Annotated in this window: 13 protein-coding genes and 1 pseudogene; 9 read left to right on the top strand and 5 right to left on the bottom strand. The window is 66.0% G+C overall.

The features are described 5' to 3' along the window. Positions 1-19: 19 nt before the first annotated feature. Entirely contained in the window at positions 20-1,363 is a 1,344-nt protein-coding gene (locus WC585_RS02035) for an ATP-binding protein (RefSeq protein WP_373255846.1), read from the bottom strand. 6 nt (positions 1,364-1,369) lie between these two features. Further along, positions 1,370-2,101: a response regulator gene (locus WC585_RS02030; RefSeq protein ID WP_292175628.1), complete on the bottom strand. Its 732-nt coding sequence runs from the start codon at positions 2,099-2,101 to the stop codon at positions 1,370-1,372. Positions 2,102-2,189: 88 nt separating this feature from the next. Between WC585_RS02030 and WC585_RS02025 the strand changes: the two genes are divergently transcribed. Continuing rightward, positions 2,190-3,068 (top strand): branched-chain amino acid aminotransferase, encoded by an 879-nt coding sequence (locus WC585_RS02025; protein ID WP_373255845.1) that lies wholly within the window; start codon positions 2,190-2,192, stop codon positions 3,066-3,068. Here the strand turns inward: WC585_RS02025 and WC585_RS02020 are convergent. Continuing rightward, a complete protein-coding gene (locus WC585_RS02020; protein WP_373255844.1) occupies positions 3,059-3,670 on the bottom strand; it encodes a TetR/AcrR family transcriptional regulator in 612 nt (203 codons plus the stop codon). The genes WC585_RS02025 and WC585_RS02020 overlap by 10 nt on opposite strands. A gap of 84 nt (positions 3,671-3,754) precedes the next feature. On the opposite strand from WC585_RS02020, the pseudogene WC585_RS02015 reads away from it, so the two are divergent. The 4 genes and pseudogenes from WC585_RS02015 to thrC all read left to right on the top strand — a co-directional run bounded on the left by WC585_RS02015 (position 3,755) and on the right by thrC (position 8,423). Then, positions 3,755-4,866, top strand: a pseudogene (locus tag WC585_RS02015) (aldo/keto reductase). 198 nt (positions 4,867-5,064) lie between these two features. Continuing rightward, positions 5,065-6,336, top strand: a complete 1,272-nt coding sequence (locus tag WC585_RS02010; protein WP_373255843.1) for a NupC/NupG family nucleoside CNT transporter — start codon at positions 5,065-5,067, stop codon at positions 6,334-6,336. Positions 6,337-6,352: 16 nt separating this feature from the next. Beyond that, a complete protein-coding gene (locus WC585_RS02005) occupies positions 6,353-6,973 on the top strand; it encodes a glutathione S-transferase family protein (protein WP_373255842.1) in 621 nt (206 codons plus the stop codon). Between the two features lie 67 nt (positions 6,974-7,040). Beyond that, positions 7,041-8,423, top strand: a complete 1,383-nt coding sequence (thrC, locus tag WC585_RS02000; RefSeq protein ID WP_373255841.1) for a threonine synthase — start codon at positions 7,041-7,043, stop codon at positions 8,421-8,423. Positions 8,424-8,436: 13 nt separating this feature from the next. Here thrC and hemF read toward each other — a convergent pair whose 3' ends face one another. After that, positions 8,437-9,315, bottom strand: coding sequence for an oxygen-dependent coproporphyrinogen oxidase (gene hemF / locus WC585_RS01995; RefSeq protein ID WP_373255840.1), 879 nt, complete (start codon positions 9,313-9,315; stop codon positions 8,437-8,439). A 45-nt stretch (positions 9,316-9,360) separates the two neighbouring features. Further along, a complete protein-coding gene (locus tag WC585_RS01990; RefSeq protein WP_373255839.1) occupies positions 9,361-9,816 on the bottom strand; it encodes a tRNA (cytidine(34)-2'-O)-methyltransferase in 456 nt (151 codons plus the stop codon). Between the two features lie 138 nt (positions 9,817-9,954). Between WC585_RS01990 and petA the strand changes: the two genes are divergently transcribed. From petA to WC585_RS01970, 4 genes are all read left to right on the top strand, one after another. After that, the gene (petA, locus tag WC585_RS01985; RefSeq protein ID WP_373255838.1) at positions 9,955-10,551 is read left to right on the top strand and encodes a ubiquinol-cytochrome c reductase iron-sulfur subunit; all 597 of its coding nucleotides are present in this window, start codon (positions 9,955-9,957) and stop codon (positions 10,549-10,551) included. Positions 10,552-10,564: 13 nt separating this feature from the next. Further along, positions 10,565-11,893 (top strand): cytochrome bc complex cytochrome b subunit, encoded by a 1,329-nt coding sequence (locus WC585_RS01980; protein WP_373255837.1) that lies wholly within the window; start codon positions 10,565-10,567, stop codon positions 11,891-11,893. Between the two features lie 8 nt (positions 11,894-11,901). Beyond that, entirely contained in the window at positions 11,902-12,768 is an 867-nt protein-coding gene (locus WC585_RS01975) for a cytochrome c1 (RefSeq protein ID WP_373255836.1), read from the top strand. Positions 12,769-12,915: 147 nt separating this feature from the next. Next, positions 12,916-14,562 carry a M28 family metallopeptidase gene (locus WC585_RS01970; RefSeq protein WP_373255835.1) on the top strand — a complete coding sequence of 549 codons (1,647 nt, stop codon included), beginning with the start codon at positions 12,916-12,918 and terminating at the stop codon, positions 14,560-14,562. Positions 14,563-14,676: the final 114 nt, after the last annotated feature.

Here is a 14,676-nt window from a genome sequence, read left to right as displayed (position 1 = left end):
GCCGAAATGTGATCGGCACCTATTCCGGCAGTCGAATGACCGCCTTCAGCCCCCCAAGGTCACTGCGATCCAGGGTGATGTCGCCGCCGTGTCCGCGGGCCACGTCGCGCGCGATGGCCAGCCCCAGACCAACACCCTTGCTGTTCTGATTGCGCGAGGCGTCCAGCCGGGAAAAAGGGCGAAAGGCCTCCTCGTGCATGTCGTCCGGAATGCCGGGGCCATCATCCTCGACCATGATCTCCAGCCCGCCGGAGGAAAGGGCTCGGGCTGACAGCCGGACATGCTCGCCATGCACGGCGGCATTGCCCGCCAGATTGGTCAGGGCCCGCTTGAAGGCCAGGGGGCGAAGCGACGCGGTCAGTCCAGGTTGCGCCGCGATTTCGACCTTGGCCCCGGCCCGCCGGGCGTCATCACCCGCAGCGCGCAGCAGATCGTTGACGGATATCGACTGCGTCGCCTCGCCCGCCTCGCCCCGCGCGAACGCCAGATACTCGTCGATCATATGCTCCATCTCGTCCAGGTCGCCCTTCATGGCGGTCTGCCGCTTGAAGGGCGGGGCCAGGGCCAGTTCCAGCCGCAGACGGGTCAGCGGGGTGCGCAGGTCGTGGCTGACGGAGGCCAGCATGGCGGTGCGCTGATCGATGTGACGCTGGATCCGCTCGCGCATGGCCATGAAGGCGGTGGCGGCGGCGCGGACTTCCTTTGCACCGTGGGGCTTGAACCGTTCACGCGCCTCGCCCCGCCCGAAGGCCTCTGCGGCATCGGCCAGCCGTTCGATCGAGCGAACCTGGTTGCGAATGAACAGCACCGCGATCGACAGCAGCAGCACAGTCGCGATCAGCAGCCACAGCACGAAGATATGCGCTTGGGTCGCCACCGCTCGCTCGCGCGGCGCGATGATCCGCAGGACGCCTTGCGGCTGCTGAACGCGGATGTCGACATAGGCGGGGTATCGGGTCGTGTCGAACCAAACCGGCTGATCCACCCGGTTCTCCAGCGCCTTGCCTAAGGTGCGGTCGATGACCCCGACGGGGCCCCGCCGGACGTTCTCCGGCAAGGTCGCCCCGTCCTGTAGCGCGATGGACAGGGACATGGATCGCTGGGCCCGGTCGGCGATGACGGCCAGGTTCTGGGGCGTCGGATCGTCGGCATAGCTTTCCGTCGCCCAGGCGACGTCGCCGGCCAGGCCGTCGGACAGGCGCGCCGTCACCGTCTGCCAGTGCATGTCGAAGAACGCCCAGGTCACCGCTACCTGCATGACCAGCACCGGCAGGACGATGATCAGCAGAGACCGCCCCCACAGCGAGGTCGGCAACCGCCGCTTGAGCACCCGCGCCCAGACGTTAAAGGGCAGCAGCCTCATGCGTCGTCAATCCGGGGCCAGCATATAGCCTATGCCGCGTACGGTCTGGAGATAGCGGGGGTTCTTGGGATCGACCTCCAGCTTGCGGCGCAGGCGCGTGACCTGGACATCGACGGCGCGGCCGGTGATGTCGGCGGTATCGGGCGACAGGCTCATCCGCTCGACCGGGGCATGGGCGTGAATGGCCAAGGTCTTGAGCAACTGGGCCTCGGCCTCTGTCAGGCGCAACGGAGCCCCGTCGCGCGACAGTTCCAGCCGTTCCATGTCGAACACCGCCGGACCCAGCTTGATCTCGCGCGGTGTCAGGGGCTTGCCCCCGGTCCGTCGCAGGATGGCATCCACCCTCAACGCCAGCTCGCGCGGGTCGAAGGGCTTGGACATATAGTCGTCGGCCCCGCGCGACAGCCCTTCGATCCGGTCGTCGGGATCGCCCTTGGCCGTCAGCAGCATGACCGGCGTCTTGGACGTCTCGGCCTGGGACCGGATCCAGCTGGTCAGGTCGAAGCCGCTCTCGCCCGGCATCATGACGTCCAGCACGATCAGGTCGAACTCGATCAGCTCGACCAGGCGACGGGCCGCGGCGGCGTGGGCGGCCCCGGTGACGCGATAGCCCTCGCGTGCCAGGAACTCCTTGAGCAGGTCGCGGATGCGGTCATCGTCGTCGACGACCAGCAAATGCCGGCCCGCACCGGGGCCTGCGATCGGGCCGGAACGGCCGCTGCTGCGCGAATCGCTCATGCGGATACGCCCGCGCCATGCCGACAGGCGTTGACCTGAGGCTTTTCGACGGGTCTAAAACCAGCATCGCTACGGGAGACGTTATTCAATGGCCTTCGTTCCTTTCGACGATCGTGACGGCTGGATCTGGATGGACGGGCATTTCGTGCCCTGGCGGGACGCGAAAACGCACGTTCTGACCCATGCCCTTCACTATGGCTCGTCGGTCTTCGAGGGTGAGCGTATGTATGCGGGCGAAATCTTCAAGCTGACCCCGCATAGCGAACGCCTCAAGCGTTCTGCAAACCTGCTGGACTTCGACCTTCCGTATAGCGTGGCCGAGATCGACGCCGCCTGCAAGGAAACCTGCGCCAAGATGGGTCTGGACGACTGTTATGTGCGCCCGGTGGCCTTCCTGGGCTCCGAACAGGTCAGCGTCACGGCCAAGAACTCCAAGGCCCATGTCGCCATCGCCGCCTGGGAATGGCCGTCCTATTTCGACCCGGAGACCAAGGCCAAGGGCATCCGCCTGGAGTGGGCCAAATGGCGTCGCCCCGACCCGGCCACGGCCCCTTCGGCGGCCAAGGCGGCGGGTCTGTACATGATCTGCACCATGTCCAAGACGGCGGCTGAAAAGCGCGGCTTCTCCGACGCCATGATGCTGGACTGGCGCGGCTACGTCGCCGAGGCGACCGGCGCCAATGTGTTCTTCGTTCAGGATGGCGTGCTCCACACCCCGCCCATCGACGCGATCCTGGATGGCATCACGCGTCAGACCATCATCGAAATGGCCAAGGCCAAGGGGATCGAGGTCATCGTGCGCCACATCCGGCCCGAGGAACTGTCGACCTTCAGCGAATGCTTCCTGACGGGCACGGCGGCAGAGGTCACACCGGTCAGCGAGATCGGCGAATACCGCTTCACGCCGGGCGCGCTAAGCCTGGGCCTGATGGAAGACTACGGTCGTCTGGTGCGGCGTCAGCTCTGAGGCCAAGCCGTCATGGCGGACCGGGCAATGCGCAGCAACTTGTCGCGTGATGCACCGTCACGCGCCAGAGTCGACGAGCCCTGGATAATGGCCGTCGTGTGCGCCGCCAGGATTTCGGCGTCCGTGTACGGGGGCAGGGTGCCGTCGGCCACCTCGGCCTGAATACGCGCCCTCAGATGCGCCTCGACGCCGTTGCGAATGGCCGAGAGATGCGCCTGCACATCCGCCGCTTCTGCGGACACGCTGATGGCCGAGGTGGCCAGCATGCATCCCGGCGGCGTCTCCTCGCCCGTATAGGCGATGGCGGCGCCTTCCATCAGGACCTGAGCGGCGTCGCGCGCCGAGGGGGCCGCATCGATGATCGCGGTCGGCGACGATCCACCGGACAGATACAGGCTGACCGCCTCCAGAAAGAGCGCCTTCTTGTTCCCGAAGGCGGAATAGATGCTGGGTGCCGTCACCCCCAAGGCACGGGTCAGATCGCTGAGCGATGTCGCTTCATAGCCGTGCCTCCAGAACAGCAGCATCGCCTGTTCCAGGGCGACCGCGCGATCAAAGGAGGGCGGGCGTCCGATCCGGCGCGGTTCCGTGTGCGACTCCATTTCCATAACGATCAATATGAAACTATTGACGCAGGACCGCAAGACGCGCAGAGGGTTTCATATCAATCGATAGGAAACCAAGCCATGACCCTCACAGACTATCGCACCCTGGGACGGTCCGGCCTGGTCGTCAGTCCACTGGCGCTCGGCACAATGACCTTCGGCACCGCGCGGTGGGGGTCCGGCGAAGACGTGTCGCGCGACGTGTTCAATGCCTACGCCGATGCAGGCGGCAACTTCGTCGACACCGCTGACGTCTATTCGGGTGGTCGCAGCGAAGAGATGGTGGGCCGCTTCATCGCCGAGCGGGTCTGCGCGACCAGATGGTCGTGGCCACCAAGGCGGGGTTCAATACCGGAGCCTGGCCGCTGGCAGGCGGCAATGGCGCGAAACATCTGACGCGCGCGCTGGAGGGGTCGTTGACGCGGCTGGGCACGGATTATGTCGATCTGTTCTGGGCGCACGTCTGGGACGGCGTCACCCCGGCGGAGGAATTGCTTGAAACGATGGCGGGCCTCGTCCGGTCGGGCAAGATTCGCTACTGGGGCATGTCCAACAGCCCGGCCTGGTTCGTCGCCAAGCTGGCGACGCTGGCGGCGGTACGGGGCCTGCCCGGTCCGATCGCGCTGCAGTATTTCTACTCCCTGGCCAACCGCAATATCGAGGACGAGCATGTGCCTCTGGCCCGGGATTTCGGCCTGGGCATCGTGCCGTGGAGCCCGCTGGCCTATGGCCTGCTGGCCGGCAAGTACGACCGCGCGACGGTCGAGGCCGGTGCCCCGCGCGCCGGTGGCCTGCCCCGTGACGCCGCCACCTCCGAGGAGGCGCGCCCCGAGGGTGACAAACGTCTGGACGGAGCCAATCCCTTCGGCGACAGCCTGTTCACCGAGCGCAACTGGCGCATCGTCGATGTCCTGCGCCGCATGGCCGAGGAGACGGGTCAGACCCCGGCCCGCCTGGCCCTGGCCTGGGTCGTCGGCCGACCCGGCGTGACCTCCACCCTGATGGGCGTCAGCCGCGCCAGCCAGGTCACCGACAACGCGACGGCCTTGCAGGTCCAGCTCTCACCCGAACAGCGCGCCGAACTCGACGCCGTCAGCGCCGCCGAACCCCGCCTGATCTATGGCCTGCTCCAGCCCGCCATGCGCAAGAATGCTGTCTTCGGGGCCGATGTGACGGATCATCGGGGCGGATAGGGCGGCGACGAACCTGCGACCAGTTCTGAGGTGCCCTCGTGCCAGTCTGCGCCGCACGAAGGCCCGACCGCTGAAGCCTGACGTGAGAGAAAGTAGAGTCACTCTCACAGACTCTCACTTCACCTCTTGCCAGAGCTTCATCCGCGGCGTTCAAGCGATCTGGGACCGGCGTGGCCGGGGTGGGGAAGATCACGCATCATGTTCAGCCTGCTGAACCTTCAGAGCCTGCTGGGTCTGGTCGTCATCGTGGCGGCCTGCTGGGGCCTGTCCGAGAACCGCAAGGTGTTTCCGTGGCGGCTGACGCTGGGGGCCATCGCGGTCCAGGCGGGCTTGATCTTCGTCACCTTTGCCGTGCCGGGCTCGCAGGTCGTGCTCGACGGCATCAACAACGGCGTCAAGGGACTGGAACTGGCGACGGAGGAGGGGACCAAGTTCGTCTTCGGCTATCTGGCCGGCGGGGCCCAGCCCTATCCGGTGCAAGACGAACTGGCGCTGTTCACCTTCGCCTTCAAGGTCCTGCCGCTGATTCTGGTGATCTCAGCGCTCTCGGCCCTGCTGTGGCACTGGAAGATCCTGAAGTGGGTCACGCACGGCTTCGGCTTCATATTCCAGAGGACCATGGGACTGGGCGGGGCGTCGGCCCTGGCCGTCGCGGCCAACATCTTTCTGGGCATGATCGAGAGCCCGATCGTCATCCGCGCCTATCTGGACAAGCTCACGCGGTCTGAGCTGTTTCTGATGATGGTCGTCGGCCTGGCGACCGTCGCGGGCTCGACCATGGTGGCCTATGCCTCGATCCTGGCCCCGGTCCTGCCCAATGCGGCGGGCCATGTGCTGGTCGCCTCCATCGTCTCGGCCCCGGCGGGTGTGCTGCTGGCCCGCATCATGATCCCGGAGACGCCGGGGCAGGGCGGGGCGGTTGCCGACTATGGCTCGGCCCTGAAATACGACAGCGCCATCGACGCCATCGTCAGGGGCACGGCCGATGGCCTGATGGTGGTGCTGAACATCTCGGCAGTGCTGATCGTGTTCGTGGCTCTGGTCGCTTTGGTCAATGTGATGGTCGGCGGCATCGTGCTGTTCGACGCGCCGCTGACCGTCGAGCGGGTGCTGGGCTGGCTGTTCATGCCGGTGGCCTGGCTGACCGGCGTGGAATGGGCCGATGCGGGCAAGGCGGGCGGCCTTCTGGGCGTCAAGCTGACCCTGACCGAATTCGTGGCCTTCATCCGGCTGGGCGGCATTCCCGACGGCGAGATCACCGAGCGCACCCGCATGCTGATGACCTACGCCCTGTGCGGCTTCGCCAACATCGGCTCGGTCGGGATCACGGTGACGGGCCTGTCCGTCCTGATGCCCGAGCGCCGCGAGGAAGTCCTGGGTCTGGTGTGGAAGGGTCTGTTCGCCGGCTTCCTCGCGACCCTGATGACGGCGGCGGTTGTCGGTGCCATGCCTGCCGCCATATTCCGTTGAACCGGAGACCCTGACGATGAAGCTCTACACCTCCCACCGTGCTCCAAATCCGCGCCGCGTTCGCTGGGTCATGGCCGAAAAGGGCATCGAGGATGTCGAACTGGTCGAACTGGACATCATGGTCGGCGAGCACAAGACGCCGGAATACCGCGCCCGCGTCGGCGTGCCCCACGTCCCGTCCCTGACCCTGGACGACGGCACGACCATCTCCGAATCTATCGCTATCGGCCGCTACCTGGAGGCCCTGTACCCGGAGCCCAATCTGTTCGGCCAGGACGCGCGCGAACAGGCGATCGTCGAGATGTGGATGCGGCGGGGCGAGTTCTATCTGGCCAATCCAATCATGCTCAGCGTGCGCCATTCGCATCCAGCCCTGGCCGCGCTGGAGGCGACCCAGCTGCCGCAGGTGGCGGACTACAACAAGGTCTCGGCCGAGCGGTTCATGAAGACGCTGGACCGGCATCTGGCCGATCGCGAGTTCATGGCCCTGGACCGGTTCACCATCGCCGACATCGTGGCCGTCGTCGGTCTGGATTTCGCTCGCCTGGTCAAATACCGCCCGCCGGAAGAGTTCACCCATCTGGCCCGCTGGCTGGAGGCCTGCCGTGCCCGCCCGGCAGCGAAAGCCGGGGCCTGACGCACGGTTCTTGTTGCGTCGCGGCATGGCGACCTGTTGGATGATCTGACCAATCATCGGACCGCCCATGCCCGCTGCTGCATCGATCTACATCAGTACCCGGGGCCAGAGCCCCGCCATAGACTTCGCCGAGGCCTTGTTGCGTGGCGTGGCCCCCGACGGCGGCCTGTATGTGCCCAGCCGCTGGCCCGCCCTGACTCCCGAGGCGATGACCGCCCATTCGGCGCGAGAGGTGGCTCATGCCGTGCTGCGTCCCTTCGTCGGCGATGCCCTGCCGGACGAGGCGCTGACGCGGGCGACCTGGCGTCTGACTGAAGGGTTCCTGGAGCCGGAGGTGACGCCCCTGGTCCAGATCGGCCCCAATCTGCACATGCTGGAGCTGTTCCACGGCCCGACGGCGGCGTTCAAGGACTACGCCATGCAGATGGCGGCGGTGCTGGCCGAGGCGGCGCTGAAGCAGAGCGGACAGAGGCTGCTGTTGATCACGGCGACCAGTGGCGACACCGGCGCGGCTGCGGCGCGCGCCTTTGCGGACGTCGAGGGGGTGGAGTTGGTGATCCTGCATCCGCTCGACCGCGTCTCGCCCATCCAGCGCCTGCAGATGACGACCACGGGCGCGGACAATGTCCGCAATCTGGCGGTGCGGGGTGACTTCGACGACTGCCAGCGGCTGGTAAAGGCTCTGCTGGCCGACGAGGGCCTGCGTGACGGGCGGCGGCTCAGCTCCGTAAACTCCATCAACTGGGCGCGGCTGGCGGGTCAGATTCCCTATTACGTGACGGCGGCGCGGGCCTTGGGTGATGCGGCTCCGAAGGCGACCTATGTGGTGCCGACCGGCAATTTCGGCGACGCCTTCGCGGGCTGGGGCGCGCAGCGGATGGGGGTGCCTATGGACGGCCTGGTCGCGGCCACCAATCGCAACGACGCCCTGGTCCGCGCGCTGAACACCGGCGTGTACGAGCGGACCACGGCCACCGCGACCGCCAGCGTCAGCATGGACGTCCAAGCCCCCTCCAACTTCGAGCGGCTGGTGTTCGAGGCCTCGGGCCGGGACGCCGACCTGACGCGCGGCCTGTTCGAGGACTTCGCGCGGCACGGACGGGTCCAGATCCCCGACGACCTGCTGGGAGCCTTGCGCCGCGAGGTGTCGGCGGTCGCCGTGACCGAGGCCGAAACAGCCGAGGAGATCGGCCGTACCTATCGCGAGACAGGCCGCGTCATCTGCCCCCACACGGCGGTGGCCCTGACTGCGGCGCGCCGACTGAACCGCCGCGACGGCCCGGTGGTCGCCCTGGCCACAGCCCATCCGGCCAAATTCCCCGAGGCCGTACGTTCCGCCATCGGCATCGAGCCGGAACGTCCCCAGCAACTTCGGGGTCTGGAGGGGCACCCAGAGAGGTTCGAGACGGTTTACGCCGATCTGGCCTCGGTTCGCGCAGTCATCGCCTGAACTTGGACCCTCGCTAAGGCCACTTCACCACCGGCGGCATGGAACTGAGGATCGAGTCGACATTGCCGCCGGTCTTCAGGCCGAACATGGTGCCCCGATCATAGAGCAGGTTGAACTCGACGTATCGACCGCGCCGGACCAGTTGCTCTTCACGCTCTTCTGGCGTCCAGGGTTCGACCATGCGGCGGGCGACGATCTCGGAATAGGCGAACAGGAAGGCCTCGCCGACGTCGCGGGTGAAGGCGAAGTCTCGGGCATAGTCGCCGCTGTCGTGGTGGTCGTAGAAGATGCCGCCGGTGCCGCGAGGCTCGTTACGATGGGCCAGCCAGAAGTAGTCGTCGCACCACTGTTTGAACTTCGCATGATAGGCCGGATCGTGGGCATCGCAGGCCGACTTCATGGCGGCGTGGAAGCCCAAGGTGTCCTTGGCGTCCGGATGTCGATCAACATCCAGCACCGGCGTCAGGTCCGCCCCGCCGCCGAACCAGCTTTTCGTCGTCGAGATGAAGCGTGTGTTCATATGCACCGCCGGGATGCGCGGGCTGACCGGATGGGCGATCAGGCTGATGCCGGTGGCATAGAAGCGCGGGTCCTCCGCAGCACCGGGCACGGTCTTCGCATAATCCGCGGGAAAGGTGCCATGCACGGTCGAGCAATGCACCCCGACCTTTTCGAACAGCCGTCCGTGCATCATCCCCATGACGCCGCCGCCACCTTCCGGTCGCTGCCACGGCGTGCGCTCGAACCGACCGGGCTCACCGGGGAACAACTCCGCCGACGCCTGATCCTCCAGTGCTTCGAACGCCAGATGGATGCGGTCGCGCAAGGCTTCGAACCAGGCGCGGGTCTCGGCCTGCTTCAGCTTAAGGGGATCGGTGGTCACGTCGCTCATAGCCAAGTGTCTAGTCCCTCGCGGGACGGGGAGGGAAGAGACACGTCAGCGCAACGTCAGACCGCCCGTCTGTCTCAACCCCTCCCATAGCGCCATGCCGGCGCTGACCGACAGGTTCAGTGAGCGCGCCTCTGGGCGGATCGGTATGACAACGCGGGCATCGGCGGCGGCATGGACGTGGTCGGGCGCCCCGCTGGTTTCGCTGCCGAACAGCAGGGTGTCGTCGGGCTGAAAGGCGAAGGCGTTCAGTGGCGTGGCCCCCTTGGTCGTGAACAGGATCAGGCGGCCAGGGCTGCGATCTCGCTGAAATGCGTCCCAATCGGCATGGCGCGTCAGGTGGCTGAGCGGGCCGTAATCCAGGGCCGCGCGCTTCATGGCGCGGTCGTCGAAGTGGAAGCCTGTCGGCTCGATCACATGCAGGTCCACGCCGAAACAGGCGCTCAAGCGGATGCTGGCGCCGACGTTCTGTGGAATGGCCGGTTGAAAAAGGGCGAGACGCATTCTAAGGCCCTCTTACGCGTGGCCCGGGGGCTTGTCGCGGTCTTAATTGCGACTGTTTCGCAAGTGGCGTCAGCAACTTGCGTCGATGAGCCGCAAATCCAGACCGGGTCAGGACAAGGGTTTTTCGCTAAAGCGTTCATGCCGCGACAAACGCCGTCTTCAGACGCGCGACACGCGGCGCATGAGGAGTGTGACGTGGCCGAATCGGTCGTGACTGAGAACAACGAAAGTGGCGAAGCCACCCGCCGGGACTTCATCCACATCGCGGCCGGTGCTGCGGCTGTCGGTGCCGGGGCCATGGTCGTCTGGCCGCTGATCAATTCGATGAACCCGGCCGCCGATACCCTGGCGCTGTCGACCATCGAGTTCGACCTGACCAAGGTTCAGGAAGGCCAGCAGGTCGTCATCAAATGGCAGGGCAAGCCGGTATTCATCCGTTTCCGCACCCCTGCCGAACTGCAGCGCGTCGTCAGCGAGGGTGCCGTCGGCAGCCCGGCGCAGACCGACGTCGAGCGCACCAAGGCTGGTCACGAGAAATATCTGGTGGTCATCGGCTCCTGCACCCACCTGGGCTGCGTCCCGACCTTCAATGCCGGTGATTACGGCGGCTGGTTCTGCCCGTGCCACGGCTCGCACTATGACGCCTCGGGCCGTATCCGTAAGGGCCCCGCCCCGTTGAACCTCGTCGTGCCGGAGTACCAATACGTCTCCGACACCCGCGTGCAGATCGGTTGATTAGGTCAGAAGCATGAGCGATCACGAATCCACCTATGTGCCCAAGACCGCCATCGAGCGGTGGATGGACACCCGCCTGCCGATCATCCGCTTCGGAGCCGACTATATGTCGCTGCCGACGCCGAAGAACCTGAACTACTGGTACACCTTCGGGGCTATCCTGGCGCTGTGCCTGGTCGTGCAGATCGCCTCGGGCATCTTCCTGGCCATGCACTATGTGCCCAATACCGAAATGGCCTTCGCCTCGGTCGAGCGCATCATGCGCGACGTCAACGGCGGCGACCTGATCCGCTACACCCACGCCAACGGGGCCTCGATGTTCTTCATCGCGGTCTACATCCACATGCTGCGCGGCCTCTACTACGGCTCCTACAAGGCCCCGCGCGAGATGATCTGGATCATGGGCTGCGTGATCTTCTTCCTGATGATCGCGACCGCCTTCCTGGGCTACGTCCTGCCCTGGGGTCAGATGTCCTTCTGGGGCGCCGAGGTGATCACCAATCTGATCGGGGCCATCCCGGTCATCGGCGAGCCCGTGCTGATCTGGCTGCGCGGCGGCCCGGCCATCGACAATGCGACGCTGAACCGCTTCTTCTCGCTGCACTATCTGCTGCCGTTCGTGATTGCGGGCTGTGTGGTCCTGCACCTGTGGGCCCTGCACCACGCCGGTCAGAACAACCCCGTCGGAATCCTGATCCCCAAGGATCGCGCCAAGAAGGACATGTTGCCCTTCCACCCGTACTATACGGTCAAGGACGGCTTCGCGATCATCCTGTTCCTGATCCTGTTCGCCTTCTTCGTCTTCTTCATGCCCAATGCCTTGGGCCATGCGGACAACTACATCCCCGCCAACCCGCTGGTGACGCCGGCGCACATCGTGCCCGAGTGGTACATGCTGCCCTTCTACGCCATCCTGCGGGCGGTGCCGGACAAGTTCGGCGGCGTGGTCGCCATGTTCGCGGCCATCGGCGTGCTGTTCGTCCTGCCCTGGCTGGATACGTCCAAGGTGCGGTCGATGCGCTATCGCCCGACGATGCGGACCTTCTTCATCATCTTCGTGATCGTGGGTCTGGGCCTGGGCTGGTGTGGTGGGCAACTGCCTGACGCCCCCGTCATCGGTTCGTTCAGCACCTTCACCCTGATCGACGGTGATCTGAACTCCTACCTGTGGCTGACCCGCTTCCTGACGCTCTACTACTTCGCCTTCTTCCTGGTGATCATGCCGCTTGTCGGTCTGCGTGAAACACCGCGCCGGATCCCTGCGACCATCTCCGAGCCGGTCCTGGGCACCAGCGACGCCATGAGCGGGGCCGTTCCTGCCTCGGCCGAGAAGAAGGGCTGATCGCGACCATGACCCTGAAGACGAACACCATGAAGAAGACCCTGGTCATGATCGCCGCCGCTGCCGGGCTGGCCCTGGCGGCTTCGCCCGCCCTGGCCGCCGGTGAGGCCAAGCACCCGCGCTCGGGTGGTTTCTCGTTCGAGGGGCCGTTCGGCTCCTTCGATCAGGGCCAGCTGCAGCGCGGCTACAAGGTTTACCGCGAGGTCTGCTCCGCCTGCCACGGCATGAACCTGATGTATTTCCGGACCCTGGCCGAGCCGGGTGGTCCGTTCTACGACTCGCATCAGGAAAACCCCGCCGCCAACCGCTTCGTGAAGGTCCTGGCCGCCGAGGTTCAGGTGCCGGATATCGATTCGGAAACCGGCGAGCCGATCATGCGCGACGGCATCGCCGCCGACCGCTTCCCCAATCCCTATCCAAACGCTGTCGCTGCTGCGGCGGCGAACGGTGGCGCGGCCCCGCCTGACCTGTCGGTCATGGCCAAGGCGCGTCACGACGGGGCCAACTACATCTACTCCCTGCTGTCGGGCTACAAGGCCGCACCTGCGGGCCTGCAGATCCTGCCCGGCCAGAACTACAACCCCTATATGGCCGGCGACCTGACGCCGTTCTGGACCGGCGAGGGCCCGGTGCCCTACGGTGGCTTCATCGCCATGGCCGCGCCGCTGCGCGACGGTCAGGTGACCTATGACGACGGTTCCGCCCAGACGGTGGATCAGTATTCCAAGGACGTCGCCGCCTATATCGCATGGGCCTCGGATCCCAAGCAGGTCCAGCGCAAGCAGGCCGGCGTAGGTGTGATGGTGTTCCTGTTCCTGTTCGCTGGCATCACCTACATGAGCTACCGCCGCATCTGGAAAGGCGTGGCCCACTAAGGCTCGCTGTCCAGGTCGAACGATCAGCCCGCCCGGCTCCGGCCGCGGCGGGTTTTTCGTGCCGGAAGCCCTGTGTCGCCGCATCGACAGCGTCGGACGCCTGCCCTAACGTCAGGACATACAGAGACTTTGAAGGTGTCACCGTCCATGCGTTTGTCCGTGTCCGCCGCCGCGCTTGCCGCCGCCCTGATGTTGTCCACGCCAGTGCTGGCCCAGCAGGCCCAGACATTCGACACGGCACGGCTGTCCGAACATGCCCGAGTTCTGTCTGACGACAGCTTTCAGGGGCGCGGCATCGGCACTCCCGCTGAGGAGATGGTCGTCCAGTATCTGAGCGAGCAGTATGCGGCCGCCGGCTTCCAGCCCGGTGGCCCGAACGGCCAGTGGACGCAGGACGTGACCCTGAACCGCTTCACCGCCTCCAACATCCAGGCCCGGCTCAAGGCCGGTGACGACACCATTCCCCTGACCCCGGGCGAACAGATTGTGGTCTCGACCCGCCTGCCCGGCGACCACGTCATGCTGATGGACACGCCGCTGGTCTTCGTCGGCTACGGCATCGATGCGCCCGAGCGTCAGTGGGACGACTTCAAGGATGTCGATGTGCGCGGCAAGATCCTGGTCGTGCTGGTCAACGACGCCGACTTCGAACAGCCCGAGCTGGACACCTTCGGCGGTCGGGCCATGACCTATTACGGCCGCTGGACCTACAAGTATGAAGAGGCGGCGCGTCAGGGCGCGGCGGGCGTCATCATCGTGCATGAGACGGCTCCGGCCTCCTATGGCTGGGCCACGGTGACCAACAGCTGGTCGGGACCGCAGTTCGACATCGTGCGTCAGAATGCGGCGGCCGAGCGGGTGCCGATGGAGGCCTGGATCCAGCGCGACGTGGCCGTGGACCTGTTCCAGCGCGCTGGTCAGGATTTCGAGGCCCTGAAGGTTGCGGCCCGGAGCCGCGACTTCCGCCCGGTCGAGCTGGAAGGCGCGAGCTTCAGCGGCATGTTCGACGTCGCCACCAGCCAGATCACCACCCGCAACGTCCTGGCCAGGCTGGAAGGCACGACCCATCCGGACGAGACGATCCTGTACACCGCCCATTGGGACCACATCGGCGTGGGAGCCCCCGATGCCGAGGGCGACACCATCTTCAATGGTGCAGTCGACAATGCCACGGGCACAGCGGGGCTGATCGAGATCGCCCGCGCGTTCGGAGCCGGGCCACGCCCCGAGCGCTCCATCGTGATGATCAGCTTCACCGCCGAGGAGAGCGGACTGCTGGGCTCAGAATTCTATGCCTCCAACCCGGTCTATCCGCTGGCCAAGACCGTCGGCGGCTTCAATGCCGACGCGATGAACGTCTACGGCCGCACGGCCCGCTATGGCATCACCGGCTACGGCCAGTCCGACTTCGACGAGCGGATCGGGGCCAAGGTGGAGGCGCAAGGACGCGAGATTCAGCCGGACGCCAACCCGGCCTCGGGCGGCTATTTCCGCTCCGACCACTTCCCCCTGGCCAAGCGCGGCGTGCCCATGACCTATGGCGGCAGTACCGGCGATTTCCGCGACGAGCCGATCGCCCAGCGCGAGGCGACCCGGTCCGAGTATGGCCGCAGCCGCTATCATCAGGCGGCAGACGAATGGTCTGCGGACTGGGACCTGACCGGTCAGGCCGAGGACCTGCAGGTTCTGTACGAAGTCGGTCTGGACCTGGCCAACAGCCGCGACTGGCCCGCCTGGAAGCCGGGGTCTGAGTTTGCGCCCGCACGCGAGGCGACGGCGGCGGAGCGGCAGTAGCCAAGCTTTCCCTTCCCTTCGGGGGAGGGTGGTCGCGCAGCGACCGGGTGGGGAGGACCAAGGCAGGCAACAAGCGTCGGTGTTTGCCGCGCCGAGCCCCTCCCACCCTGTCGT

This window comes from Brevundimonas sp., from assembly GCF_041648055.1.
Classification (GTDB): Bacteria; Pseudomonadota; Alphaproteobacteria; order Caulobacterales; family Caulobacteraceae; genus Brevundimonas.
Note: the sequence above shows the minus strand (reverse complement) of the source record. Positions and strands in the feature narration are given on the sequence as shown.